20 protein-coding genes are annotated in these 23557 nt (G+C 44.0%); 12 read left to right on the top strand and 8 right to left on the bottom strand.

The window, feature by feature from the left end:
- Positions 1 to 54 precede the first annotated feature (54 nt).
- From ileS to GQF63_RS14925, 6 genes are all read left to right on the top strand, one after another.
- On the top strand, positions 55 to 3468 hold the full coding sequence (gene ileS, locus GQF63_RS14950; RefSeq protein WP_160370047.1) for an isoleucine--tRNA ligase: 3414 nt from the start codon (positions 55 to 57) through the stop codon (positions 3466 to 3468).
- A 3-nt stretch (positions 3469 to 3471) separates the two neighbouring features.
- On the top strand, positions 3472 to 3855 hold the full coding sequence (locus GQF63_RS14945; RefSeq protein ID WP_160370046.1) for a TraR/DksA family transcriptional regulator: 384 nt from the start codon (positions 3472 to 3474) through the stop codon (positions 3853 to 3855).
- A 53-nt stretch (positions 3856 to 3908) separates the two neighbouring features.
- Positions 3909 to 4559: a lipoprotein signal peptidase gene (locus GQF63_RS14940; RefSeq protein WP_160370045.1), complete on the top strand. Its 651-nt coding sequence runs from the start codon at positions 3909 to 3911 to the stop codon at positions 4557 to 4559.
- 67 nt (positions 4560 to 4626) lie between these two features.
- Positions 4627 to 5577 (top strand): M20/M25/M40 family metallo-hydrolase, encoded by a 951-nt coding sequence (locus GQF63_RS14935; protein ID WP_160370044.1) that lies wholly within the window; start codon positions 4627 to 4629, stop codon positions 5575 to 5577.
- The gene (locus GQF63_RS14930; RefSeq protein WP_160370043.1) at positions 5565 to 6497 is read left to right on the top strand and encodes an SDR family oxidoreductase; all 933 of its coding nucleotides are present in this window, start codon (positions 5565 to 5567) and stop codon (positions 6495 to 6497) included. Before GQF63_RS14935 ends, GQF63_RS14930 begins: the two co-directional genes overlap by 13 nt.
- A gap of 3 nt (positions 6498 to 6500) precedes the next feature.
- Positions 6501 to 7028 (top strand): acyl-CoA thioesterase, encoded by a 528-nt coding sequence (locus GQF63_RS14925; protein ID WP_160370042.1) that lies wholly within the window; start codon positions 6501 to 6503, stop codon positions 7026 to 7028.
- 24 nt (positions 7029 to 7052) lie between these two features.
- On the opposite strand, the gene GQF63_RS14920 is transcribed toward GQF63_RS14925, so the two are convergent.
- From GQF63_RS14920 to GQF63_RS14895, 6 genes are all read right to left on the bottom strand, one after another.
- Positions 7053 to 10283 (bottom strand): ligand-binding sensor domain-containing protein, encoded by a 3231-nt coding sequence (locus GQF63_RS14920; protein ID WP_160370041.1) that lies wholly within the window; start codon positions 10281 to 10283, stop codon positions 7053 to 7055.
- Between the two features lie 5 nt (positions 10284 to 10288).
- Positions 10289 to 11020: a LytR/AlgR family response regulator transcription factor gene (locus GQF63_RS14915; RefSeq protein WP_160370040.1), complete on the bottom strand. Its 732-nt coding sequence runs from the start codon at positions 11018 to 11020 to the stop codon at positions 10289 to 10291.
- A gap of 593 nt (positions 11021 to 11613) precedes the next feature.
- Complete coding sequence (locus tag GQF63_RS14910) at positions 11614 to 12021, bottom strand: EVE domain-containing protein (RefSeq protein WP_160370039.1); 408 nt, start codon at positions 12019 to 12021, stop codon at positions 11614 to 11616.
- Between the two features lie 18 nt (positions 12022 to 12039).
- The gene (gene gldC, locus GQF63_RS14905; RefSeq protein ID WP_160370038.1) at positions 12040 to 12390 is read right to left on the bottom strand and encodes a gliding motility protein GldC; all 351 of its coding nucleotides are present in this window, start codon (positions 12388 to 12390) and stop codon (positions 12040 to 12042) included.
- A gap of 2 nt (positions 12391 to 12392) precedes the next feature.
- Positions 12393 to 12635: a hypothetical protein gene (locus tag GQF63_RS14900; RefSeq protein WP_160370037.1), complete on the bottom strand. Its 243-nt coding sequence runs from the start codon at positions 12633 to 12635 to the stop codon at positions 12393 to 12395.
- Positions 12632 to 13978, bottom strand: coding sequence for a DEAD/DEAH box helicase (locus tag GQF63_RS14895; RefSeq protein WP_160370036.1), 1347 nt, complete (start codon positions 13976 to 13978; stop codon positions 12632 to 12634). Before GQF63_RS14895 ends, GQF63_RS14900 begins: the two co-directional genes overlap by 4 nt.
- 112 nt (positions 13979 to 14090) lie before the next feature.
- On the opposite strand from GQF63_RS14895, the gene GQF63_RS14890 reads away from it, so the two are divergent.
- Together GQF63_RS14890 and GQF63_RS14885 are read left to right on the top strand one after the other, a co-directional pair.
- Entirely contained in the window at positions 14091 to 16229 is a 2139-nt protein-coding gene (locus tag GQF63_RS14890; protein WP_160370035.1) for a S46 family peptidase, read from the top strand.
- 127 nt (positions 16230 to 16356) lie between these two features.
- Positions 16357 to 16539 carry a histone H1 gene (locus GQF63_RS14885; protein ID WP_160370034.1) on the top strand — a complete coding sequence of 61 codons (183 nt, stop codon included), beginning with the start codon at positions 16357 to 16359 and terminating at the stop codon, positions 16537 to 16539.
- A 71-nt stretch (positions 16540 to 16610) separates the two neighbouring features.
- Here the strand turns inward: GQF63_RS14885 and GQF63_RS14880 are convergent, their stop codons facing one another.
- Positions 16611 to 17402: a GLPGLI family protein gene (locus GQF63_RS14880; protein ID WP_160370033.1), complete on the bottom strand. Its 792-nt coding sequence runs from the start codon at positions 17400 to 17402 to the stop codon at positions 16611 to 16613.
- Between the two features lies 1 nt (position 17403).
- On the bottom strand, positions 17404 to 20205 hold the full coding sequence (locus tag GQF63_RS14875) for an outer membrane beta-barrel protein (protein WP_160370032.1): 2802 nt from the start codon (positions 20203 to 20205) through the stop codon (positions 17404 to 17406).
- Positions 20206 to 20413: 208 nt separating this feature from the next.
- Here GQF63_RS14875 and GQF63_RS14870 point away from each other — a divergent pair, with 208 nt between their 5' ends.
- The 4 genes from GQF63_RS14870 (at position 20414) to GQF63_RS14855 (ending at position 23504) form a co-directional block, all read left to right on the top strand.
- Positions 20414 to 21784: a dipeptidase gene (locus GQF63_RS14870; RefSeq protein ID WP_160370031.1), complete on the top strand. Its 1371-nt coding sequence runs from the start codon at positions 20414 to 20416 to the stop codon at positions 21782 to 21784.
- A 61-nt stretch (positions 21785 to 21845) separates the two neighbouring features.
- Positions 21846 to 22589 (top strand): lysophospholipid acyltransferase family protein, encoded by a 744-nt coding sequence (locus tag GQF63_RS14865; RefSeq protein ID WP_160370030.1) that lies wholly within the window; start codon positions 21846 to 21848, stop codon positions 22587 to 22589.
- Between the two features lie 142 nt (positions 22590 to 22731).
- Positions 22732 to 22953 carry a DUF2795 domain-containing protein gene (locus GQF63_RS14860; protein WP_002996718.1) on the top strand — a complete coding sequence of 74 codons (222 nt, stop codon included), beginning with the start codon at positions 22732 to 22734 and terminating at the stop codon, positions 22951 to 22953.
- A gap of 89 nt (positions 22954 to 23042) precedes the next feature.
- Entirely contained in the window at positions 23043 to 23504 is a 462-nt protein-coding gene (locus tag GQF63_RS14855) for a hypothetical protein (RefSeq protein WP_160370029.1), read from the top strand.
- Positions 23505 to 23557 lie beyond the last annotated feature (53 nt).

The raw sequence follows: 23557 nt of genomic DNA, 5'->3' as shown, positions 1-23557 counted from the left end.
TTTCCTTTAAATTCACTAAATTAGCGACCTTTAAAAATAGAATAAGAACGCGTGATGTATAAGGAATATAAGCAGTTAAACTTACCCGAAATAGGCAAAGAAGTATTGAAACGTTGGGGTGCAACGAACATCTTTGAAAAAAGCATTGCAAACCGTCCTGCAAGCAAGCCATACACTTTTTATGAAGGGCCACCTTCAGCGAATGGCATGCCAGGGATTCACCATGTGATGGCCAGAACCATTAAAGATATCTTCTGTCGCTACAAAACCCTAAAAGGATTTCAGGTAAAACGTAAAGGAGGATGGGATACCCACGGCCTTCCTATTGAATTAGCTGTAGAAAAAACCTTAGGCATTACCAAAGAAGATATCGGTGTCAAGATTTCCGTTGAGGAATACAATAACGCCTGCCGCAAAGAGGTGATGAAATACACCGACGTATGGAATGACCTGACAGAGAAGATGGGCTACTGGGTAGACCTAGAGCATCCATACATTACCTACGAAAACGAGTACATCGAAACCTTATGGTTCCTGTTAAAAGACCTGTATAAAAAAGGATTACTTTATAAAGGCTACACCATCCAGCCGTATTCGCCGGCAGCAGGTACGGGTCTAAGTTCGCACGAGCTAAACCAACCCGGCACATACAAAGATGTAAAAGATACAACTATCGTGGCTGAATTCCGCTTGGATAAAGCACAGATACACCCAATGATCGACCGCTTAGTCGAATCTCCTGAGGAAGATGTTGCTTTCATCGCCTGGACAACAACACCTTGGACCCTGCCAAGTAATACCGCCTTAGTAGTCGGCAAAAACATCGACTACGTTAAAATCAGAACCTTCAACCAGTACACCGGGGCTCCTGTTTCGGTTATATTGGCGAAGAACCTGATAAGCAAGCACTTCAAAGCAGAAGGCCAGCAGGTATCTTTCCAAGACTATACGTTCGGCGACAAGCTGATCCCTTGGGAAATTGCCGCAGAATTTAAAGGCGAAGAATTAGCCGGATTACGCTATCATCAATTGATGCCATACATCACTTCTGAAGAACTTATCGAGAAAGCCTTCAAAGTGATCATCGGCGATTTCGTAACAACAGAAGATGGTACCGGTATTGTGCATGCGGCGCCAACCTATGGGGCGGATGACTTCCGAGTTGCCCGTGAAAACGGCGTACCAGCCATTCTTGTAAAAGACGAAAACGGCAAAGATGTCCCTACGGTAGATCGTACCGGAAAGTTTGTGAAAGAAGTAACCGACTTCGCCGGACGCTTCGTGAAGGAAGAATACTACTCCGCAGAAGAGCGTGAAGCTAAAGACTTCCGCCCTACCGATGTATTAATCGCCATTAAACTCAAGGAAGACAACAAAGCCTTCGACGTTAAAAAATACGAACACACCTACCCTCATTGCTGGAGAACAGATAAACCTGTCTTATACTATCCATTAGACAGCTGGTTTATCCGTACCACCGCATTAAAAGATGAGTTGGTTGCATTGAATAAAACCATCAATTGGAAACCAGAAGCAACAGGCTCCGGTCGCTTTGGAAATTGGTTGGAAAACCTAGTAGACTGGAACCTTTCGCGTTCTCGCTATTGGGGAACTCCATTACCTATCTGGCGCTCCGAAGATGAAAACGAAGAAATCTGCATCGGCTCCATGCCGGAATTGAAATCCTTATTGGAGGATTCCTTAAATTCCGACATCCTTTCTGAAGAAGAAAAAGCCGTTAACAAATCTTACCTGGATAAGTTCGGAACAGATCAATTAGACCTGCACCGTCCTTATGTAGATGATATTATTTTGGTTTCCGAAGCCGGACAAAAGCTCTACCGCGAATCCGATCTTATCGACGTATGGTTTGATTCTGGAGCGATGCCTTATGCACAATGGGGATTGGACTACGATAAACTGGAAAAAGGCGAAGCCCTGCCGTTTAAAGAAGATTACTTCTCCGCCTTCCCGGCCGACTTTATCGCCGAAGGTGTCGATCAAACGCGTGGCTGGTTCTTCACCCTGCACGCCATCTCCACCATGGTACGTGGCTCCGTAGCTTTCAAAAACGTAGTATCCAACGGTTTGGTACTCGACAAAAACGGCAATAAGATGTCGAAACGTTTAGGCAATGGTGTCGATCCATTTGCTACGATCGAGAAATACTCTGCCGATGCCACCCGCTGGTACATGATTAGCAACGCCGCGCCATGGGATAACTTAAAATTCAATGAAGAAGGATTAGATGAAGTACGCCGGAAGTTCTTCGGTACCTTGTACAACACCTATGCATTCTTCGCCTTATATGCAAACATCGATAAGTTCAGCTATGCTGAACCGGATATCAACATCAACGAACGCCCAGAAATCGACAGATGGATTATCTCCTTGCTGAATAGCTTAAGCAAAGAGGTAGATGCCTTCTACGCCGATTACGAACCAACAAAAGCTGCACGCGCCATCCAGAACTTCGTGGATGAACACCTCAGCAACTGGTATGTTCGTTTATGCCGCAGACGTTTCTGGAAAGGAGATTACAGCAGCGATAAGATCTCTGCTTACCAAACCCTGTATACTTGTCTAGACACTATTGCGAAGCTAATTGCTCCAATTTCACCATTCTTTGCCGATCAGTTGTATTTAGACTTAAATGCAGCCACGCAAAAAGAGAATTTTGAATCGGTACACTTAGCCGACTTCCCGGTTTACCACAGCGACTTGGTCGATAAAGCCTTGGAAGAACGGATGGCTTTAGCGCAGGACATATCCTCTCTTACGCTATCCTTACGCAAGAAAACCGGTATTAATGTGCGTCAGCCATTAAGCAAAATCTTATTGCCGGTATTGGATGCTTCCTTCCAGGAAAAAGTAGAAAAAGTAAAAGATTTAATTCTTTCTGAAACCAATATCAAAGCTATTGAATTCATTATTGATACCACCGGTATCATCAAGAAGAAGGTAAAACCAAACTTTAAAGTGTTGGGTGCCAAGGTAGGTAAGGATATGAAAGCGGTATCCACGGCCATTCAGGCTTTAGATGCAACCGCTATCAATAACCTAGAAACCCAGGGTACCCTCGCGTTAAGTGGCACGGATTATGTTATTAGCACCGAAGATGTCGAAATCATCGCAGAGGATGTTGAAGGCTGGCAGGTCGCCAATTTAGGCCGCCTAACCGTTGCTCTAGACGTACATATCACGCCAGAATTGAAGAATGAAGGCCTCGCACGTGAGTTAATTAACCGCGTTCAGAACCTTCGCAAGGATAAAGGATTTGAAGTTACCGACCGAATTGCTGTTACCCTAAGTCAAAATACTGAAATTCAACAAGCTGTAGAAAATAATTTCTTGTATATTTGTACGGAAATTTTGGCTGATACTCTTAAAATCGATGATTCGCTGGCTGTAGGGGAACCTATAGAAATCGATGGCAAGAACTTATTGCTACTAATAGAAAAAATTTAAAGTATGGGAAAGACAGAAAAAACACGGTACAGCGATGCTGAATTACAAGAGTTTAAAGCAATTATTCTTGAGAAGTTGCGTATTGCCAGAGAAGAGTTATCGTCATTAACAAAATCACTGAGCAATAGTAATGCGAACGGTACAGATGACACAGCAGGTACTTACAAAACCCTAGAGGATGGCTCGGCCACCCTAGAAAAAGAACAAATTAACCAGCTTGCTGCACGTCAGAAGAAGTTCATCGACAACTTAGAAGCAGCACTTGTTCGCATCGAAAACAAAACCTACGGGATTTGCAGAGAAACTGGAAAGCTTATCCAGAAAGAAAGATTAAAAGCAGTACCTCATACCACACTGAGTATCGAGGCCAAGAACAAACAATATTAAGCAAAAGATTAACTCGATGGTCTTTGTGAGAACAAAGACCATTTTTATGCACTATGAAAGGATATACCAAGCCCGTTCTCCTCATTGTAATTATCTTACTGATTGACCAAGTTTCAAAGCTTTGGGTAAAGTTAAACATGACTATCGGACAAGAATTCAAAGTTCTTGGCGATAAATTCCTTATCCACTTTATTGAAAACCCGGGCATGGCCTACGGTATGGAGTTTGGTGGCGAGTATGGAAAACTATTTTTAAGTGTCTTCCGTATTATCGCTGTCATCGGCATTGGTTATGGCTTGCACTACATGGTGAAAAACAAATACAATAGAGGGTTCATCCTCAATGTAGCGTTAATTTTCGCTGGTGCGCTAGGTAATATCATCGACAGTGCATTCTACGGGATGATCTTTAGCGAAAGTACCCCTTATCAAAAAGCCGTGCTCTTCCCAGAAGGCGGTGGCTATACCACATTCCTACACGGCTATGTGGTGGATATGCTTTATTTCCCCCTGATCGACGGCACATTCCCAACTTGGTTTCCAATTTGGGGTGGTGAGGAATTCAAATTCTTCCGTCCAATTTTCAATGTGGCCGATTCAGCCATCTCCGTTGGGGTATTCCTTATCTTAATTTTCAACAACCGCTATTTCAAAGAGGAGCACCAAGAAAAACAAAGTGCCCATAGCGAGGTTGCCGAAGACTAAGCCATCAACTCCTTATTTTTACAGGAAATAACCCTTCCAATTTTCGCTTTTAGCGTATATTTGGAACATGAAACATTTCCAATTCTTTTGGGCTGTCTGCTGTTGTGCCTTTTTTGTAGGCGTTTCCCCATCAGCCATAGCCCAAATAAATCCTAAGAACTTAAAAAAGCACATCGAATACCTGGCTTCCGATAAGATGAAAGGGCGCGAAACGGGAAAACCCGGATCGCATAAAGCCGCCAAGTATATCGAAAAGCATTTCAAAAAATATGGCCTGCAGCCCAAAGGCGAGCAAGGCTTTCGCCAATCCTTCGAAGCCAAGATCAGAAGAGTAAAGGTGCAGGACTCCCTCCGCCAATCTGACAATATCATTGGCTTTATCGATAATAAAGCTCCTTACACCATCGTGATTGGTGCTCATTACGATCATTTGGGCTACGGCACCATAGGAGGCACCCGCGACTCGCTAGGTGTGGGCAAATTACACAATGGCGCCGATGATAATGCTTCCGGTGTTGCGGGGCTCTTGGAGCTGGCTCGTCATTACGCAAGCAATGGAGAACAAGAAGCCTTCAACCTCTTATTTATCGGCTTTGGTGCCGAGGAATTAGGCCTTGTCGGCTCCCGCTATTATACGGAAAACCCAACCCTACCCTTAAACGACATCCACTGGATGCTGAATATGGATATGATTGGTCGCTACCAACCGGAACAAGGCTTAGCCATTATTGGCTATGGCACCAGCTCGGCCTTCCCTAAAATCTTCGAAGGTATCAGCAGCCCCCTAAAATTCCACACCAGTAAAGATGGCAATGGCGGTTCCGATCAAACCTCCTTCTACAAGAAAAACATCCCGGTGCTGTTCTTTCACACCGGTGGTCACGACGATTACCACAAACCTTCCGATGATGCCCATAAGATCGACTACAAAGCGTTGGAAGAGATTTTAAACATCGAGATGAAAGTGATTGACCATTCCATGAAACAACCAAAAATGGACTTCCAATGGACGAACTAAACAAAACGGAAAAACGAGTCTTACTGACCGGTTCCAACGGTTTCTTAGGCCATAAATTAACGGAACTTATCCTGCAAAAGCCAGGATACAGCTTATGCTGCACCTCCCAATCGCCAAACCGCAATCCCCAACAAGAAGGCTATCGATTTGAACAGCTAGACCTGGTCGATTTTGATGCCATCCGCCAGTTGGTAGAAGATGTTAAGCCTAGCCATATTATCCATGCCGCCGCATTAACCAGCGTGGAAGTCTGCGAAAGCAAACCCGACCTTTGCCAGCGCCTGAATGTAGATGCTTCGGCTTATTTTGCGAACCTTTGCGCCGAAAAAGATATACACCTGACTTTCCTATCTACGGATTTCGTATTCGATGGAAAGAACGGACCCTACGCGGAAGACGACGAATGCAGACCCTGCAATGCCTATGGGCAAAGCAAATGGGATGCAGAGCGCCTTATCGAGGCGACAGGTTGCCGGGCGGCCATCCTGCGCACTATTTTGGTCTATGGTGTTATTGCCGATGCCAATCGCTCCAATATCGTGTTATGGGCTAAGGGCAAACTCGAAAACGGCGAGGCCATTCGCGCGGTTAGCGATCAATGGCGCATGCCCACTTGGGTAGACGACCTGGCAGCGGCTTGTTTGTTGGCCCTGGAAAAAGAGGCCCAAGGCACCTATCATATTTCCAGCGACACCCTTTACAGCATTCGTGAATTAGCCCTATTGGTAGCCGAGCATTGGCACTTGGATAAAAACTTGCTGGGTGAGGTGAGCGCAGCAGAAATTGGACAAGCCACAAACCGTCCGCAAAAAACAGGGTTTATACTAGAGAAGGCGAAAAGAGAACTGGGCTTTAGCCCCACCTCCTTTACCGAAAGCCTCTTTACCATCGATCAACAGATCAACGCATTTAGAAAATAATACATGAAACACAAATTCGCGAAAGAATCCTATACCGAAATGAACGAGTTGGTATTGCCCAACGATACCAATACCTTTGGCAACCTCATGGGAGGCCGCTTATTATACTGGATGGACATTTGTTCAGCCATGGCAGCCCAAAAGCATTGCAACAACCAAGTGGTTACTGTATCGGTTGATAATGTATCCTTCAAACGCTCCATTAAACTGGGTGAGGTGGTTACCATTCAGGCGCAGGTGACCCGTGCTTTCAACACCTCGGTAGAAGTACGCATGGAAATCTTCGCTCAAAACTTGCCCGAGGGCACCAAAGTGAAGTCGAATGAAGCCTACTATACCTTTGTTTCCATTGATGAGGAAGGACGTCCTAAAGCCATCCCAACCTTAAGCCCGGAGACAGAAGTGGAAACAAAACTCTTTGAAGAGGCTTTGCAACGTCGGGAACTTCGTTTGTTACTGGCCGGCAAGCTGAAACCGGAGAACGCCAAAGGCATTAAGGAATTGATCAAGACATTCAACCGCTCGCATTAAGCAGCATATAAGATACCAAGGACGCTAATTAGCGTCCTTTTTTAGGCTTCCAAACACCGCTGAATCGGGCAGAATGATACGCACAAGCGTACTAAAGCCCTCATTTTCTACGCTTAATTTTATGATCTGCAATTCCGCAACCGGCAAGGCATTGTTTTCATTAATCATGTGTAGCCGCTCCTGTATGCCCTTTATACCGAATGAACTGTTCTTAAAGCTGGAGGAAGTCGATTTTGGCCGCGCATGAAAGCCGACGCCATTATCGAAAATATCAATAAACAGCTTGCCTTGCTCGGCATACACCTCAATGCGGATCTGCCCCTTCCGATGCAGCAGATGGCGAATACCATGATGTACCGCATTCTCCACCAAAGGCTGAATCAACAGCGAAGGAATGCGGCAATCGGGCTGCTTTATAGTCGGGGCAACCACGATGACATAGTCAAAGGCATGGTCAAAACGCTCGCGTTCCAGCTCCAGGTACAGCGATACCAGTTGCAGTTCAGATTTTAAACTTACAATGGAAAACTGCGAATTCTCCAAGACAATGCGACTCAAGGTCGAGAATTGCTGAATCAGTTTGGAGGCATTGGCGCTATCGTTTTCCACCACGTAGGCCTCAATGGAATTCAACACATTAAATATAAAATGTGGATTCATTTGCGAACGGATGGCTTTCAGCTCACTCTCATAAAGTTTTTGCTTATAGTCTTTCGCCATTTTCTCTTGCTTTTCCCGCTCGATATCCATGGCCTGTTCCTGAATTTTCTGCACTTTCAAGGCCAGCTCTTCCTCCAATTTCGTATTGTAGGATTGCTGTAAACGGTTCACCTTCTTTTGTTGACTGATGCGATACCAGAAAAAGAACAGCATGGCCGCCAGCAGCGCCATGCCCATAAGCATGCGAAACCACCAGGAGGCATACCAATAGGAAGCCAAACTGATGGGCACTTCCAGAATTTTACCCGACCAATTGCCATAGCTATCCCCTACCCGCACCTTAAATACATATCTACCGGGGGCCAAATTATTGTAATAGGCCTGCAAATCTTTCGATGCTTCAACCCAATGTTCATCCAGCCCTACCAATTGATAAGCATAGCGCATGGGCGAACCCAAGTGTTGGGCATCTGAAGAAAAGGAAAACGAAAAATTATTCTCGTTGGCCTTCAAATCTATTTTACGCTGCCCATACATGCGGTAGGTTTGGTCTTCGTTTAAAATGGTCAGCTTAGAAATCATCGGCGTGGCATGAAAAGGCTCCATCTGATGCACCTTATACAGGTCGCCCACCACCAAGCCTTTATCCGTCATCCACAGTAATTGGGCACCCATCAGGTAAAAACCAAAGGTCTTAAAGCTGCTGCTCGGATAGGTTCCCTTCCCCGGCAGTAAATGCCGAAAAACCTGCTTCCGCTGATTGAACAGCATCACCCCGTCCAGCACCTTCACCCATATATAGCCCAGGCCGTCCTCTTGCATCTCCACCGCATATAACCATGGGTATGGATTACGATCGTAAAAATGTACAAACTCCACCTGCTGTTCTCCCTTTGCTAATACCCGCCCAATTCCCGATGCACCGCTGGAAAACCAAAAATTACCCGATTGGCCCTTGTAGAATGAAAAAATGGTATTCGACATCAGGGCGCCACTTTCCCTACTTTGAACAAACTGTTGAAAACGAGGGTTCGCTTTGTTTAAAAGACGTAACACGCCATAGCCATCCATGCCCAGCCAAATTTGACCGGCATGGTCCTTACCCACTGTAATTACTTTAGGGTCAGGCAAGCCCCTGTCTTTATCAAAAAGTCGGATTTCCTGTCGATTCGGAAAATACTGGTACAGGCCAGAATTCCAGGATCCAATCCATAAAACAGGCTCCCCCTGCACGGTATCGGGAATCACGTTATTGCAATCGGCACTTTCAAAACCATAGGCCTCGCCTTTTATTTTCAAGGGCTGCACCCGCTTGGTTTGCCTATCGAAAACAAAAACCCCATTTTCGAAAGTAGAAAAATAAAGATGCTCCCGGTCGCTGCTCATCATGCTCACCCGAAAGCCATCAACCGGATAGGTTGATATCCGCTGAAAGTGCTGATCGAGCTGCCCAAAACTATGCGCCGTTTTATACCAAGTCTCCCCTTCCCAGGAAATCAAACGCTCGATGGCATCCTCTTTTTCCTTTAACGGAATCAGCGTGTTGATTTTATTCCAAGCCTTGGTATAGAAAAACAAACCATTTTCCGTCGCCATCCAATAGCCCTCTTTCACGGGCAAGAGCTGCCGAATGCGGGAAGGCTGCGGCAAAATGGGCATTAAATCGTCCCAACTGATCTGTTGGCTTTCCTTGCTGTCGAGCTGGTACTGCCATAAACCCCGATCGTTGTGGCCAACGAGCAGGGAGTTTTCTTCCGGCCAATAGGCAATTGCCGACACAAAATTATCGTAGTAGGTTTGGCTCTTTCCCAAATTCAATAGGGAATGTTGCAACTGATCGGTCTTCGGATTAAAGCTGACCAAATCACGGTCATAATACCCCAAATACACCTGCCCATTCGCCATAGCAAAGTCGGCCACCCCATTTTCACCAGGCAACCGAAAGTCTACCTGTTTGCTGGTTTGTTGTTTCGGATTATAGCAGATAAAGCCATGATAGCGCGTGCCAATCCACAAATTACCTTCAGCATCTTCCTGAATACAATAAATGGTTAAAGGGTCACTGCTGTTGATATGCGGAATTGGCAGTTGTACGACCTTGCCCGATTGCGGATTTAACACCTGCAAATCGGTTTCTTGTCCCCCAAAATAAATTAAGCCGGATGAGGAGACCAGCACATCGTAGAGGTTCGATTTAACCAGCTTTTGCTCGCCTACAAGCGCATTAAATTGCGACATCGACCGTTCCAGCGGTTTACTACGATCGTAGCACAGCAAGCCTCTATCATTAGTTGTCATCCAAATCCGGTTTTGCTTATCGATAGCGAGGGATCCCAAGTAATTGGAATAGGTATTGGTGCCCTGCTGAAAAGCCACATGGTTAAAGCGGGCGCCATCAAAATAGGCCAGCCCATGTTTGCTAGTTAACCACAACAAGCCGGTGCTATCCAAAGCCAGGCCATTGACGGTATTGCTTGGCAACCCCTCCTTCTCGGTAAAATGAATGAAATTATAGAGTTGTTTTTGGCCATAGCTAGGCACAGCCATCAGCATAGCGAAAAGCAGCATAGCAATTAACATCCTTGTCGGCTTCATAGGCTTTAGGAAAATAAGCGTTCCATCAATAGGCTTTTCTTGGCCGAGGATACTTCCAGCTCCGCGCCATCCAGCATTTCCACCTGCCCTCCGTCTCCTTTTTTATATTTCACCACGAAATCTAAATTCACAATGGTACTGCGGTTTATCCGCAAAAAATTAGGCTCCTCCAGCAACAGCTCGTATTCTTTCAGGGTTTTAGAAACAATAATTTTAGGTTGATTCAGGAGGTAAAAAACGCTGTAATTGCTCATGGCCTCAATGCGTAGAATATCCTCCCGCTTAATGAGGTGTATACCTTCCGCCGTAGGCAAGGCAATCCGCGAACTGCACTGGCGCTGGGGCTGCGGCTCCAGGTGCTTTAATTTTTCCTTACCCTCCATGCGTTTCTCCAGCTTTATAATCGCCTTGTGTAGCTCATCCGGATTCACCGGTTTCAATAAATAATCCAAGGCATTCGCCCGCAGCGCATCCAAGGTATAGATGTTATAGGCCGTCACAAAGATCACCTCAAAGTCGAACTGCTCCAATTTCTCCAAGAATTGAAAACCGTTCAGCACCGGCATTTCCACATCTAGAAAAAGCACATCCGCCGCCAAAGCCTTCACCTTCCCTAAAGCCTCCTGCGGATCATTGAATACCTGCAACACCTCCACTTGTTCAGAAAAGGCTTTCAGCTTATGCTGCATCAAGTTGCTACCCTTGATCTCATCATCCAAAATGACCGCCTTTATCATAATAGGTTAGTTTAGTACGTCTTATAAAAATACCTAATAATAAAGATAAATCAATCCTATTGCTAAAATGTTTGAAATGAGCGAATCGGATTGTTTAATGTGTGAACACATATTTCTACCGATTGTAGGAGGGAAAGAAAGGTTAACTGCTTTTGGAGAGAACTTTTGTAAGGCTTTTATAACAGCCTTGTTGCTCTTTTGCAAAGCCGTTTGCAGAAGGCCGTGAAAGGGGTTTGAAAGGGGAGTGAAAGGGGTGAGCAAGGGGGGAAAGCGGTCATTGTATAACCGTGCTGTCAACGTATTACCATCGTTTTGTCATGATCTTGTCATGGTGAGCGGAGTCGAACCACGAACGACTGGTACGTCAGTACAGGTAGTACGCATCCACAAACATTAAAATGATAAAATATCAAATATTGATGGTCATTTTGCTACTCTTCTATCAAAGGTATTTTTAGCAAAACATTACTAATATGCAATATAATCGTTGATAATTGCACTGACGTACCAGTCGCTCGTGGTTCGACTCCGCTCACCATGACAAAATGATGACAACAGGATGATAATTTCTTTCTGCTGCAAGCATCCACCAATTACATACTTCCAAGTTCCAGAATGCGGTCGAATTCTTCTTGCTTCAGGGGCATCACCGATAATCTCCCTTGTTTTACCAAGGCGATATCCTGCAGTAGCGGGTCGGCTTTCACTGTTTCCAGGGTTACCGGGGTTTTTAGGGTTTCCACCGGTGCCAGGTCGACCACCACCCAACGTTCGTCTTCGGTGGTGGGATCCTGGTAAAATTCTTTAACCACCTTGGCCAAGCCAACCACTTCTTTGCCTTCGTTACTGTGGTAAAACAACACTAAATCGCCTTTTTTCATGGCTTTCATGTTGTTGCGTGCTTGGTAGTTGCGCACGCCATCCCAGAAGGTTTCCCCATCTTTGTTAAATTGCTCCCAGCTGTATTTGAAGGGTTCAGATTTCACTAAAAAATAGTTCATTTGTGGCTTTTTTAAGGGTTAGTTTTGTTGTTCTAAGATTTCCATTTTATCGGCATAATGCGCGCAATAGTCGCGAAGGTCGCCAATTACCTTTTCGGCCATCGGATCTCCACCGGAAGAGCGAAGGAAAGAGTCGGCCATGGTTTGTAAGGTTTCGTAGAAGAAACGTTTCATCTCATCGTATGGCATATCTTTGGTCCACAGGTCGATGCGTAAGGTATTTTTATATTGGGCATCCCATAAGGCCAGGAACATGGCTTTTGCGGGTAATTCTTCGGAAGTTTCACCATCAGAGGAAGTCCACTGAATACGCTCGGGCACATTGGCTTCATCCAATTCCACTTGAAGCTTTATTTCTGCTTTTTTCATATCTAAAACTGTAATTTTATCAACACACTAATTATTCCCACAATCAATACGAAGCCAATCTGCATGGTCCATAAGCGTTGGCCATCCTTTATCCATACCCGAAAGAGGATATCGACAAAGATCAGCAGCACGCTTAATACCAGAAGCCATACCCAAGAAAACAAGGGTTTGGTTTCGTTTCCCATTTCGGTAATGGCCCATACCAGCACACAGGCCAGCACGATATTTAGCGGGGTTAATTTCATCTTTTTTTCTTAGGTCCTGCGGATTTACTTTTCCCAGGTTTGGCTTTGCCCCGGTTTGAGGGGCGGGCGCCACTGGCTTTCGCCTGCGCGGCTTTTATAACATATTTCTTATCGTGGAAAGCCCCTTTAAAGTCGGGATCTTCTTTTTTCTTCTGGTTATCGATTTCCTTGGCAATCGCTTGGCGCTCATCAAATGGTGTCTTTTCGATAACGACCTCCTCAGGAATCTCCTGCACCGGGATAGACTGACGGATCAGCTTTTCGATTTTGGAAATATAATAGGTTTCCGATGGATTGCAGAAGGTTATGGCGTCGCCGGTATTAAAGGCGCGGCCGGTACGACCAATGCGGTGTACATAATCTTCAATCACAATCGGCACATCAAAGTTGATGACATGGGATACCTGGCTAACATCTAACCCACGCGCAGCCACATCGGTAGCCACCAAGATGCGCACATTCCCCTCTTTAAAGGCATTGATGGAGTTGATACGTGTATTCTGTCCCTTATTGGCATGAATAACACGAACCTCTTCCTCCCCATACTTACGCGATAAGAAAGCAAAAATACGATCGGCTACTACTTTGGTTTTACAGAAGACAATGATACGGCTAAAGGCCTCGTCGTCTTTAAAAAAGTGCTGCAGCAGGTTCAGCTTGGTCTTTAAATTCGGCACATGGTATAAGGTCTGCTGTACGGTTTGGGCGGGTGTAGCCTGTTCCGATACTTCAATAACCGTAGGGAAAGCTAAAAAGTCGCCAGCAATCTTGCGCACCAGCTCGCTCATGGTCGCCGAGAACAACAGGTTCTGTCGCTTGCGGGGCACCACTTCCAGGATGCGATGGATCTTGGAAATAAAGCCCATATCCATCATTTTATCGGCCTCATCGAGCACCAGAAACTTCAACGATTTGGTGTTAATTTCTCCCGATAAATAGAGATCCAAGAAGCGTCCAGGAGTAGCGACGATAATGTCACAACCTTTTGACAACAATTCTTTCTGCGTTTTTGGGCCTAAACCACCGTATAATAAAACAGTACGTAAATCGAGGTAAGTTGAAAAGGAGCGGATGCTCTCTTCAATCTGCATGGCCAATTCGCGGGTTGGACTTAAGATTAAAGCACGTGGGTCATTTCCCTGCGCATATTTCAATTTCATCAGCATAGGCAGCACAAAAGCGGCTGTTTTGCCCGTTCCGGTCTGGGCAATGCCCATTACATCTTGGCCGGCAAGAATCGGGGTTATTGCTTTTTGTTGAATTTCAGTAGGTACGATATACCCTGCTTCAGCTATCGCATTTAACAGCTGACGGTTTAATTTAAAGTCCTCAAATGATGCCATTGCCACAAAGATAGGGAAATCTGCGGACATGCTGGTGTACGTATTTCCTGACAATTCATTTTGATTTGCGGCCAAATTGCAGCAAATTTGTCCTACTACAAAAAAGGTTGATATGAAAAAATTAGGATTATTCATGGTATTGGTGCTCACCAGTACCTTCTCGTTTGCGGACGAGGGCATGTGGTTTTTAATGTACCTCAAGCGCCTTAACGAAGCAGACATGCAGAAAAAAGGATTGAAACTTTCTGCTGAGGAAATTTACAGCATCAATAACTCCAGCTTAAAAGATGCTATTGTGCAGTTTAACGGTGGTTGTACTGCCGAGATTGTTTCCGGTTCAGGATTGGTATTCACCAACCACCACTGTGGCTATGATGCCATTGCGGAACTCTCTACGCCGGAGCATGACTACCTTAGCAATGGCTTCTGGGCGAAAAACTACAGCGAAGAGTTGAAACCAAAGTCGCTATCCGTACGTTTCTTCGTGCGCATGGACGATGTTTCTAAGCGTATTTTGAGCTTAGTGAACGACAAGATGTCAGAAAAAGATAGAGAACGTGTAATTAACCAAGAGATTGCTAAAATTCAAGCGGAAAACAGCGAGAATGGTAAATACGTGGTTTCGGTACGTTCTTTCTATAACGGCAATGAGTTTTACTATTTCGTGTATCAAGACTATACGGATGTGCGCTTGGTAGGTACGCCGCCAAACAGCATCGGTAAATTTGGTGGTGACACCGACAACTGGGAATGGCCACGCCACACCGGCGACTTCTCCATCTTCCGTGTATACGGCGATAAAAATGGTAACCCGGCAGCCTACTCCAAAGAAAACGTGCCGTTGAAACCGAAATACTTCTTGCCAGTTAGCTTGAAAGGTATTAAAAACGGTGATTTCTCCATGATTTTAGGATACCCTGGCCGTACCAACCGTTGGATGAACGCCGCAGGCATTGACCAAAACGTGAAATTCGCTTACCCGGCATGGGTTGAAGCCTCGAAAACAGGTATGGACGCCATGAAAAAACACATGGATAAAGACCAAGCGGTACGCATTAACTATGCTTCTAAATACTCGGGCGTTGCTAACTACTGGAAAAACAGACAAGGGATGATCGATGCCTTGACCAAGCATAAAACCGCAGCTACCAAAGCTAAACAAGAGAAGAAATTCAACAAATGGGCGAATAAACCGGCCAATAAAGAAAAATATGGTGACGTAATTGCGACTATTAACGCTTATTACGCAGCTACTAACGAGAAAGCTAGACATGATAACTTCCTGATGGGAATGTTACGTTCGTCTACCTTTGCGGCATTACCTTATTCCTTGGGGAATGGCATGATACAATATGCCCGTGAGAACGCCGCTAAGCGTAAAGAAATGCAACCGCAATTAGACGCTTACATCAATGATAATTTCGAAGGTGTTTACTTGCCTTTAGAGGTTGATGTATTGGCCGATGAGTTGAACCTATATGCAGCCAAAGGCGGAGAAATTGCTCCTTATGTGCGCAGCATGGCCGACAAAAATGGCGGTAATTTCCAGGCTGATATTCAAAAAGCGTTCGATAATAGCATCATGAGTTCAAAAGAAAAATTAGCCGCTTACATGGCCAATCCAGATGCTAAATTGGTAGAGAACGATCCGTTATTCCAATTGTCTTCTGCCTTGATGAACAAATACCGCGAGTCTAATCCTACCTTGGAGAAATTAACCAACGATTTCCAAGCGGCTTCCCGCAAATACATCGCTGGGGTATTGGAAATGGACCCCAAAGGGAAATACTACCCTGACGCAAACTCCACATTACGACTTACTTACGGAACAATCAGAGCTTTACCGAAAGACAAACGCAACGATGCCAAAGTAAACTATTACACCACCTTGGAGGGAACCATAGCTAAATACAAGCCGAACGATGAAGAGTTTGACTTGCCAAAACGCTTAATGGAATTGTACGAAAAGAAAGATTACGGGCGCTATGCTGATGCCGCAGGATACTTGCCTGTGAACTTCTTGAGCGACCAAGATATCACCGGTGGAAACTCTGGATCGCCGGTTTTAAATGGAAATGGTGAATTAATTGGCTTGGCTTTTGATGGTAACATTGAAGCGATGGCCGGTGATGTGATCTTTGATCCAAAATTACAACGTACAATCTCGGTAGACATCCGCTACGTTCTTTTCATTATCGATAAATTTGCCGGTGCGCAGAACATTATCGACGAGTTGAAAATCGTAGAATAGATACTATAAAAAAGGCTTTTAAACATAAAAAAAAGCGGGAAAATTAGCTTTGTTTGCATACCTTTTGTATATTTATAATATCTTAGAGAATTAATTAAGAAAAACTAAAATTATATTAATTAAAAAAATGGAAAACTACACTAAATTAAAAGAGCTAGTAGCTTCAATCGAAGCTGATGCAGAAAAATTCTTTAACAATGGCAACTCTGCTGCTGGAACTCGCGTTCGTAAAGGTTTACAAGACATCAAAACTTTAGCACAAGATATTCGTAACGAAATCACCGCTAAGAAAAACGACGGTAAAAATTAATTTTACCCGTTTTAAACATAAAAACCCGAATCAATGATTCGGGTTTTTATGTTTTATAAGCTCCGCTGGCCTTAGAGGAACATGGCCGTAAAGAGGTAATGGAACTGTTTTTCTTTAATAAAGCGTCCTAAGCTGCCTAGCAGTTTTTTCCGCGTATCTTCTCGGCTGGCGACCTCACCTTTCTTCTTCAACAGATCGGTATTTACCTTCGCTGCTGTCAACTCTACCTTTGAAGCATAGATATTGACATTCTGCTCTGGAATAACCAGCCCTAAGATCATGCCGGGCAATCCTTGAATCACATTGGGCCCACCTGGGGTTGGAATCTGATCGGTATAGAAGGCTACCACATACACGGAGTCTTGGGTTAAGCCATTGGCCCGTCGGCAGTCGTAGCCTGCAATATTGCGGTATTCATTGGTAATCTTCCATTTTACTGAGGGCAGGCTATCCTTGATCATTATGGCGGATCCTCCGAATTCTAAACTAACCTGCGATTCGTTTTTAGCGAAATTCTGATAGAATTTGGTTCCATAATCCAGCATCCCAAATTGCATCAGCTGCGCAATAAAGGGTTCATGGTTTTTCGGAACGGGTTCTACCGACACTTCCGTTGGGGTAAAGTTCAAAGTCCGCTGCAATACCGCTGTTTCAGGCGCATTGGGAATCATATTTTCCAGGAATCGGCGTTGCATATCACCTTCGGGTATCAGGGTCAGCTGTCGCTTCAATAGATTTTTAACGTGAATGGTTTTATCGTAGGTAATAATCCCTTGTTCCGGGAAAAAGGCATGTTGGGCCTGGCTTTGCATTAAACCTAAGCAAAGCAGGAAAAATAAGGTGATATAGCTTCTATTCATCATATTATTGCGACACTTTCATGGAGGTAAAATCCCAAGATGCTTTTAACATAAAGTAACGGGATATGGTAGTATAAGTTTGTTGGGTAAAGGAACTGGCCGATTGACTACGGTTGTATCCCTTATTTTGATTGAAAAGGTCTTTAACCTGAAAGTCTAGCGTTAAGCTTTCATTCTTCAGGAACTTTTTGCGCAGCCCTGGCGAAAACAAAAGACGTTCAAACTTCTCGGCATACACCTTGGTAGGAGCCTCATATTGATAATTTGCATTTCCATAGAATTGGAATTTCTTGGGCAGGTATAAGGTGAAATCACTAGTCCCATTTAATACAAATCCTTCAGAATTTTGATCCGGTGTGAAGGTGGAACGCATCAGGTTCCAGCTCGGTGAAATCTTCATGCGGAAATCAAAACCCTTGGTGGTCTGGCGCTCAAAGCCAAAGTTAGCACCGTAAAGCATATTCGTATTTTTATTATCCTCGAAACGCAGGGATTGGAATAGGAAGTCATGTGAATATGATCCATCAATCTCCTGAATGCGGTTGTAGTTGGTACTATAGCTCGCATTTAGACCAAACATACTTTTGATTTGTAGCTTTTTGTAAAGATCGAATCCATAACCGGAATAGTAATTTAAAGATTGGCTGTTTTTGTCCATATTATCGGCCATCATCACGCGCGTACCATCAGAAAAGACAATGACATTCTGCGAGAACTGGTTCTCCGTGAGGCTGTAGTTTCCGCCCATATACACAAACTTACCCTTCAGGATATCAAAGGACGTGTAATTGAATCCAATGTTGTTCCTGCTGGACGGCTTCAGGTTCTCATTCCCGATCGTCTGGTTCATTTGGTCGGTATTCTGACGTAAGGGTTGGATCTGGCTGAGGTTTGGCAAGTCGCTCGTGCGATCTAAGTTGATATGTATGCTCTTGTTTTTATTGAGGTTATAGCGAAATCTCAACCCCGGATTATAGGTCGTATAATCGCGGCTCAGCTTGTTGTTCTCTAGGATATTCTTTTGGAACATATCATCATAGCGCAGTCTGTTCATGATATTGAGCTCGACTTTATCGGTTTTGTAAAAAACATTCAGGGTAGCCGCATTGCGTCGGGTTTCGAAATCGAAGTCATTAGAGAATTCTTCATCGAACTCGGAATATTTCCCATCGGCACCCTTGTTATAGGAACTGGTGGTTGTACTAGCAAGGCCCTGTGTAAAATCATAGGTAATATCGGCCCGCCAGCGCGCGCTTAGAGGCTCGGTGTAACTGATGCTCGTGGCTAGGTTACTTGTAGTGGACTGCAAGTCCTTCAATTGATCGATAATATCCTTACTATCGGTTAAGTGATTATGGAGCTCGGAGTTTAACTTCAGATCGCCATCTTCGCGTTCATTGCTACCGCGTACACTTAAGGAAAGCGAGCGCCCTACTTTTCGTAATTTTCGAGTGAGGTAGGCATCGTAGGTCATCACATCTTTTGTAGAATTGGCCTGCTGATCGGAGAAGTTCGTGGATACTAAACTGTTATTGCGCTGGGTTTCACCCGTTACTCCGGAGAACTGCTCTGATTGCGTTTTCTCGGCCGACATCTTCACCGTTAGGCTGGTTAAGGAATCGATCGCCACATCGTACTTACCCATTATTTTATGGCGATTGGCATCGACGTTACTCTCTTTCGTGGTGTTTTGATCCAGGATACTGCTGGCCGTCGAGTTTTGGCTAATCGTATTTTCGTAGGTATCGTTCTTGATCTGTCCGTATTTGTAATTGCTGCTAAGCTTGTGTTTTTTATCCTTCCAATCGTTCTGGTAAGTTACACCGCCAGTCAAGGCTTGCGGATGACCACGGCCATCCCAGCTGCTAAACGGATCGGAGCTCCCGAAAACCATCACACTCCCCGTGCCGAACACAACGCTCTCATTGATGCCTAAGCGTTCTTGATCTTTCCAATTCAAGAAGTAATCACCATCATTGGAGGTAATTCCGTATACGCCAATTTTCTGAGAACCATTGAACTTATTGAAGAGCAGCTTGCCCACATAATAACCATTATCACTATCCAGGCCTCCGCCGGCATCTACTTTACCAAACATACCGTTCTTGGCGTCTTCCCTCAGCTTTACATTGATGGTTTGCACCCGTTGCCCATCATCAACGCCTGTACGTTCGGCCTGCTCCGACTTCTTCTCATACACTTGGACCTTATCGACCATATCCGAACGGATATTACGGGTCACTAAGGTCGGGTCATCACCAAAGAACTCTTCCCCATCCACCAATACTTTTTCTACGGTTTTCCCCTGCGCAGTAATCTTCCCGCTGGCATCTACAGATATCCCCGGCAGCACGCGCAACAGGTCTTCTACCTTGGCATTCTTCTCGGTCACAAAACTGGAGGCATCGTATTCGGTGGTATCCCCTTTAATCACGACTGGTATCTTACCGGTAATCAATACTTCTTCAATCAGTCGGGCAGCACTCTGCAAGGCAATCTCGCCTAATTCAACATCGGTATTCCCTTTTTTGATGGTTTGAAAGTATTCGCCGAACTTCGGATAACTGACAATTAAAAGGTAATCCAGCGTATCACTGGCTTGGATCTGAAACTTTCCATTTTCCTGCACACGTACAAAGTCGACAAGGATAGAATCCTTCGCTTGCAAAAGCATCACGCTAGCTTGCTTTAGCTTGGCCTTGTCGCTCTCATCCACAACCTCAGCACTGATCTTGCGCTGGGCATAACTTGGCAAGCTGAGCAGGGCTAATAAGAGGAAAAATAAAAATTGTCGTAAAAAATTCATAGTAATAGATTAGTATGGGTATAAGGCTGAACGAAATTAGAAGGTAATATTGACATTCCGATACGTTAACCTGCTTTTTAACAATACATTAACAGCTTTTTCACTAAATACTGAAAAATATGATGACTTATTTATAAGTAGCAGCCCCCTAGGAAAAGTTACAGGTTAAGTAAAATTTATTTCATTACCTTTGTAAAAACCATTTGAAATGCAAAAAATCAAAGACTATGTAGAAGCCAACAAAGACCGCTTCTTAGATGAATTATTTGAATTATTGCGCTTTCCATCTGTAAGTGCAGATCCGCAATTTAAAGAAGGGGTATTGAATACCGCCGAATTTGTAGCTCAGAAATTGAAAGATGCCGGAGCCGACAATGTTGAAATTTGCCCAACGGCTGGATATCCTATTGTATACGGAGAGAAAATCTTCGACCCTTCCCTACCAACCGTATTAGTATATGGCCACTACGATGTGCAACCTGCCGATCCGTTGGAATTATGGGACACTCCTCCTTTCGAACCAACCGTACGCGATGGCAAGATCTATGCACGTGGTGCTGCCGATGATAAAGGACAGTTCTACATGCACGTGAAAGCCTTTGAATACATGATCAAGAACAACGAATTAGCATGTAATATCAAGTTCATGATCGAAGGTGAAGAAGAGGTAGGCTCTGCAAACCTTGGTATCTTTGTAGCTGCCAATAAAGAACGCTTGAAAGCTGATGTTATCGTCATTTCAGACACATCTATGATCAGCTTAGAAACACCTTCCCTAGAAACAGGTCTTCGTGGTCTATCCTACGTGGAAGTGGAAGTAACTGGTCCGAACCGCGACTTACACTCAGGTGTATACGGTGGTGCTGTAGCTAACCCTGCAACCATCCTAGCGAAAATGATCGCTTCCTTACACGATGAGAACAACCATATCGCTATCCCTGGATTCTACGACGATGTTATCGAATTGACAGCGGAAGAGCGTAAAGCCTTAAACGAAGCTCCATTTGATGTGGAAGAATACAAAACTGACCTTGGTGTTAATGAAGTTTGGGGTGAAGAAGGTTATACATCGATTGAGCGCACAGGTATCCGCCCTACCCTTGAGGTAAATGGTATCTGGGGTGGTTATATCGGTGAAGGTGCGAAAACTGTATTGCCATCGAAAGCTTTTGCTAAGATCTCCATGCGTTTAGTACCAAACCAAAACTCAGAGCGTATTACTAAATTATTCAAAGATCACTTTGAAAAGATTGCGCCTAGTTCTGTAAAAGTAGAAGTTAAACCGCATCACGGTGGCGAACCGGTAGTTACACCGACAGACAGCATTGCTTACCAAGCCGCGGAGAAAGCTTTAGAAGAAACATTCAATAAGAAACCTGTACCTACGCGTGGCGGTGGATCTATTCCTATCGTGGCCCTATTCGAAAAAGAATTAGGTATTAAAACTGTGTTATTAGGTTTCGGATTAGATAGTGATAACCTGCACTCGCCAAACGAGAAATACGGTATCGAAAATTACTTGAAAGGTATTGAAACCATTCCTTTGTTCCACAAGTATTACGCGGAATTAAGTAAATAAGAAAAAATGCTTCACGCTTGTGAAGCATTTTTTTTATCTTCGACTTACACGAACGTAGGTAATGTTACTTTTATTCAAGAAACTCCATAGGCTCCTCTATTTTATATCCGTCCTTGTATTTTTTAGCCTCTGCTATCCCCTACTTTATTTCTTAGCTAAAAACCCACAGAAACACTATAAGGCTATCGTGTGGTTCCGCAAGTGGATCAGTGTGATTTCTATCCACGTTGTGGGTATCCGATTTAAGGTGCATTACGAAGAGCCGATCGATTGGAACATCCCTTACATCCTCTGTCCGAACCATACCTCTATTCTTGATATTACGGCATTGACCTACCTTTGTCCGCAACATTTTTCCTTTATGGGAAAAATGGAACTGCTCAAGAACCCCGTGACCCGGATCTTCTTTCAATCTATAGATATCCCGGTGAAGCGGGAGAGTAAAATATCTTCTTTTAAAGCCTTTAAGCGTGGGCTAGAGCTCTTACGCGAGGGGAAGTCGTTGGTTATTTTCCCAGAGGGAAGCATTGATAACGAATACCCACCTACCCTGCATAAATTTAAGCCTGGCGCCTTCAAGATGTCGCAGGACAACCGTACAGCGATCCTTCCGGTTATTATCCACAATGCCTGGGATATCATGTGGGACGATGGCGGTCGCTTTGGCTCAAAACCCGGTGTTATCCATATTTCTGTATTAAAACCTATCTTCTTTTCCGAGCAGGAAAAAAAGGGACATGACAGCATTGAACAGGAGGTTTATGAAAAAATGCACAAAGTATGGGTGGAAAACTGGAAGAAATAAGGATTTCCATCAGCACCTAACAACAATTAATTCACTGACTTCCTGATAGATATAATAATTAAGAAAGATTTACAACTATTTTACTTGCATTAGTTAAATTATATATTATTTTTGCGAAAATGTAAAACTTAATTAAAGAGATATGTATTGGACACTTGAATTAGCTTCGCATTTAGAAGACGCTCCTTGGCCAGCTACCAAAGATGAATTGATTGATTATGCTATTCGTTCAGGAGCACCGGTAGAAGTGATCGAGAATTTACAAGCCTTAGAAGACGATGGTGAACCTTACGAGAACATCGAGGAAATTTGGCCAGATTATCCTACCAAGGATGACTTCTTTTTCAACGAAGACGAATACTAAAAACATGATAGAAGGCGCCTTTTTATAAAAAGGCGCTTTTTATTTAATCCTTTCGGGGATTTCTTCGTCAAAAAGAGAAAACAAACACTATGGGAAAACATCTACTCCTACTAATAAGTATTATCATACCTTATTTTGCTTCCGCGCAAGCGCCTAAATCGAGTGCGCAATTAACGAACAGCCTTACTGTAGCGAAGCACTTTATACAGGACTTAGCCGACCTCGATTTAGCCTTAGATATCGTTCTTAGTGAACAAGTTATTGTAAAGAATCCTGACCAAGAGTTGTATGATTACCTAGAAGCTTCTTTGCAGGAAATACGCTTGAATCTCTCGACAAAAAAAATCGAAGAACTGCAGTTTAAAAAGTATCATGAACTGCCGCAAAAAGAAGTTCGGGATATCGATCCGGAAGGCTTAAACGTAGAGCAAATGGTCTTTGTGTATTCCAAAAACAGGTTGCTAACAGCCTTGTATGTGGAGGGGAATAAAATCAGATCATTTACCTTGGTTTCCAAAGGAAATGAGATGGCGCATTTCGTAACCTATTAGCAAAAAATCATTTTTTTAATAGAATTCTTGCAAATATCAAAAGTATCTTTGAT

It is taken from the genome of Sphingobacterium humi (assembly GCF_009768885.1).
GTDB classification, from domain to species: Bacteria; Bacteroidota; Bacteroidia; order Sphingobacteriales; family Sphingobacteriaceae; genus Sphingobacterium; species Sphingobacterium humi.
The sequence above is the reverse complement of the archived record's forward strand: the minus strand, read 5'-3'. Positions and strand labels throughout refer to the sequence as shown.

Excerpts from the sequence above, each read along its gene's own strand:
- ileS (WP_160370047.1), top strand. The coding sequence starts at position 55 with ATGTATAAGGAATATAAGCAGTTAAACTTACCCGAAATAGGCAAAGAA.
- GQF63_RS14945 (WP_160370046.1), top strand. The coding sequence starts at position 3,472 with ATGGGAAAGACAGAAAAAACACGGTACAGCGATGCTGAATTACAAGAG.
- GQF63_RS14940 (WP_160370045.1), top strand. The coding sequence starts at position 3,909 with ATGAAAGGATATACCAAGCCCGTTCTCCTCATTGTAATTATCTTACTG.
- GQF63_RS14935 (WP_160370044.1), top strand. The coding sequence starts at position 4,627 with ATGAAACATTTCCAATTCTTTTGGGCTGTCTGCTGTTGTGCCTTTTTT.
- GQF63_RS14930 (WP_160370043.1), top strand. The coding sequence starts at position 5,565 with ATGGACGAACTAAACAAAACGGAAAAACGAGTCTTACTGACCGGTTCC.
- GQF63_RS14925 (WP_160370042.1), top strand. The coding sequence starts at position 6,501 with ATGAAACACAAATTCGCGAAAGAATCCTATACCGAAATGAACGAGTTG.
- GQF63_RS14920 (WP_160370041.1), bottom strand. The coding sequence starts at position 10,283 with ATGAAGCCGACAAGGATGTTAATTGCTATGCTGCTTTTCGCTATGCTG.
- GQF63_RS14915 (WP_160370040.1), bottom strand. The coding sequence starts at position 11,020 with ATGATAAAGGCGGTCATTTTGGATGATGAGATCAAGGGTAGCAACTTG.
- GQF63_RS14910 (WP_160370039.1), bottom strand. The coding sequence starts at position 12,021 with ATGAACTATTTTTTAGTGAAATCTGAACCCTTCAAATACAGCTGGGAG.
- gldC (WP_160370038.1), bottom strand. The coding sequence starts at position 12,390 with ATGAAAAAAGCAGAAATAAAGCTTCAAGTGGAATTGGATGAAGCCAAT.
- GQF63_RS14900 (WP_160370037.1), bottom strand. The coding sequence starts at position 12,635 with ATGAAATTAACCCCGCTAAATATCGTGCTGGCCTGTGTGCTGGTATGG.
- GQF63_RS14895 (WP_160370036.1), bottom strand. The coding sequence starts at position 13,978 with ATGGCATCATTTGAGGACTTTAAATTAAACCGTCAGCTGTTAAATGCG.
- GQF63_RS14890 (WP_160370035.1), top strand. The coding sequence starts at position 14,091 with ATGAAAAAATTAGGATTATTCATGGTATTGGTGCTCACCAGTACCTTC.
- GQF63_RS14885 (WP_160370034.1), top strand. The coding sequence starts at position 16,357 with ATGGAAAACTACACTAAATTAAAAGAGCTAGTAGCTTCAATCGAAGCT.
- GQF63_RS14880 (WP_160370033.1), bottom strand. The coding sequence starts at position 17,402 with ATGATGAATAGAAGCTATATCACCTTATTTTTCCTGCTTTGCTTAGGT.
- GQF63_RS14875 (WP_160370032.1), bottom strand. The coding sequence starts at position 20,205 with ATGAATTTTTTACGACAATTTTTATTTTTCCTCTTATTAGCCCTGCTC.
- GQF63_RS14870 (WP_160370031.1), top strand. The coding sequence starts at position 20,414 with ATGCAAAAAATCAAAGACTATGTAGAAGCCAACAAAGACCGCTTCTTA.
- GQF63_RS14865 (WP_160370030.1), top strand. The coding sequence starts at position 21,846 with ATGTTACTTTTATTCAAGAAACTCCATAGGCTCCTCTATTTTATATCC.
- GQF63_RS14860 (WP_002996718.1), top strand. The coding sequence starts at position 22,732 with ATGTATTGGACACTTGAATTAGCTTCGCATTTAGAAGACGCTCCTTGG.
- GQF63_RS14855 (WP_160370029.1), top strand. The coding sequence starts at position 23,043 with ATGGGAAAACATCTACTCCTACTAATAAGTATTATCATACCTTATTTT.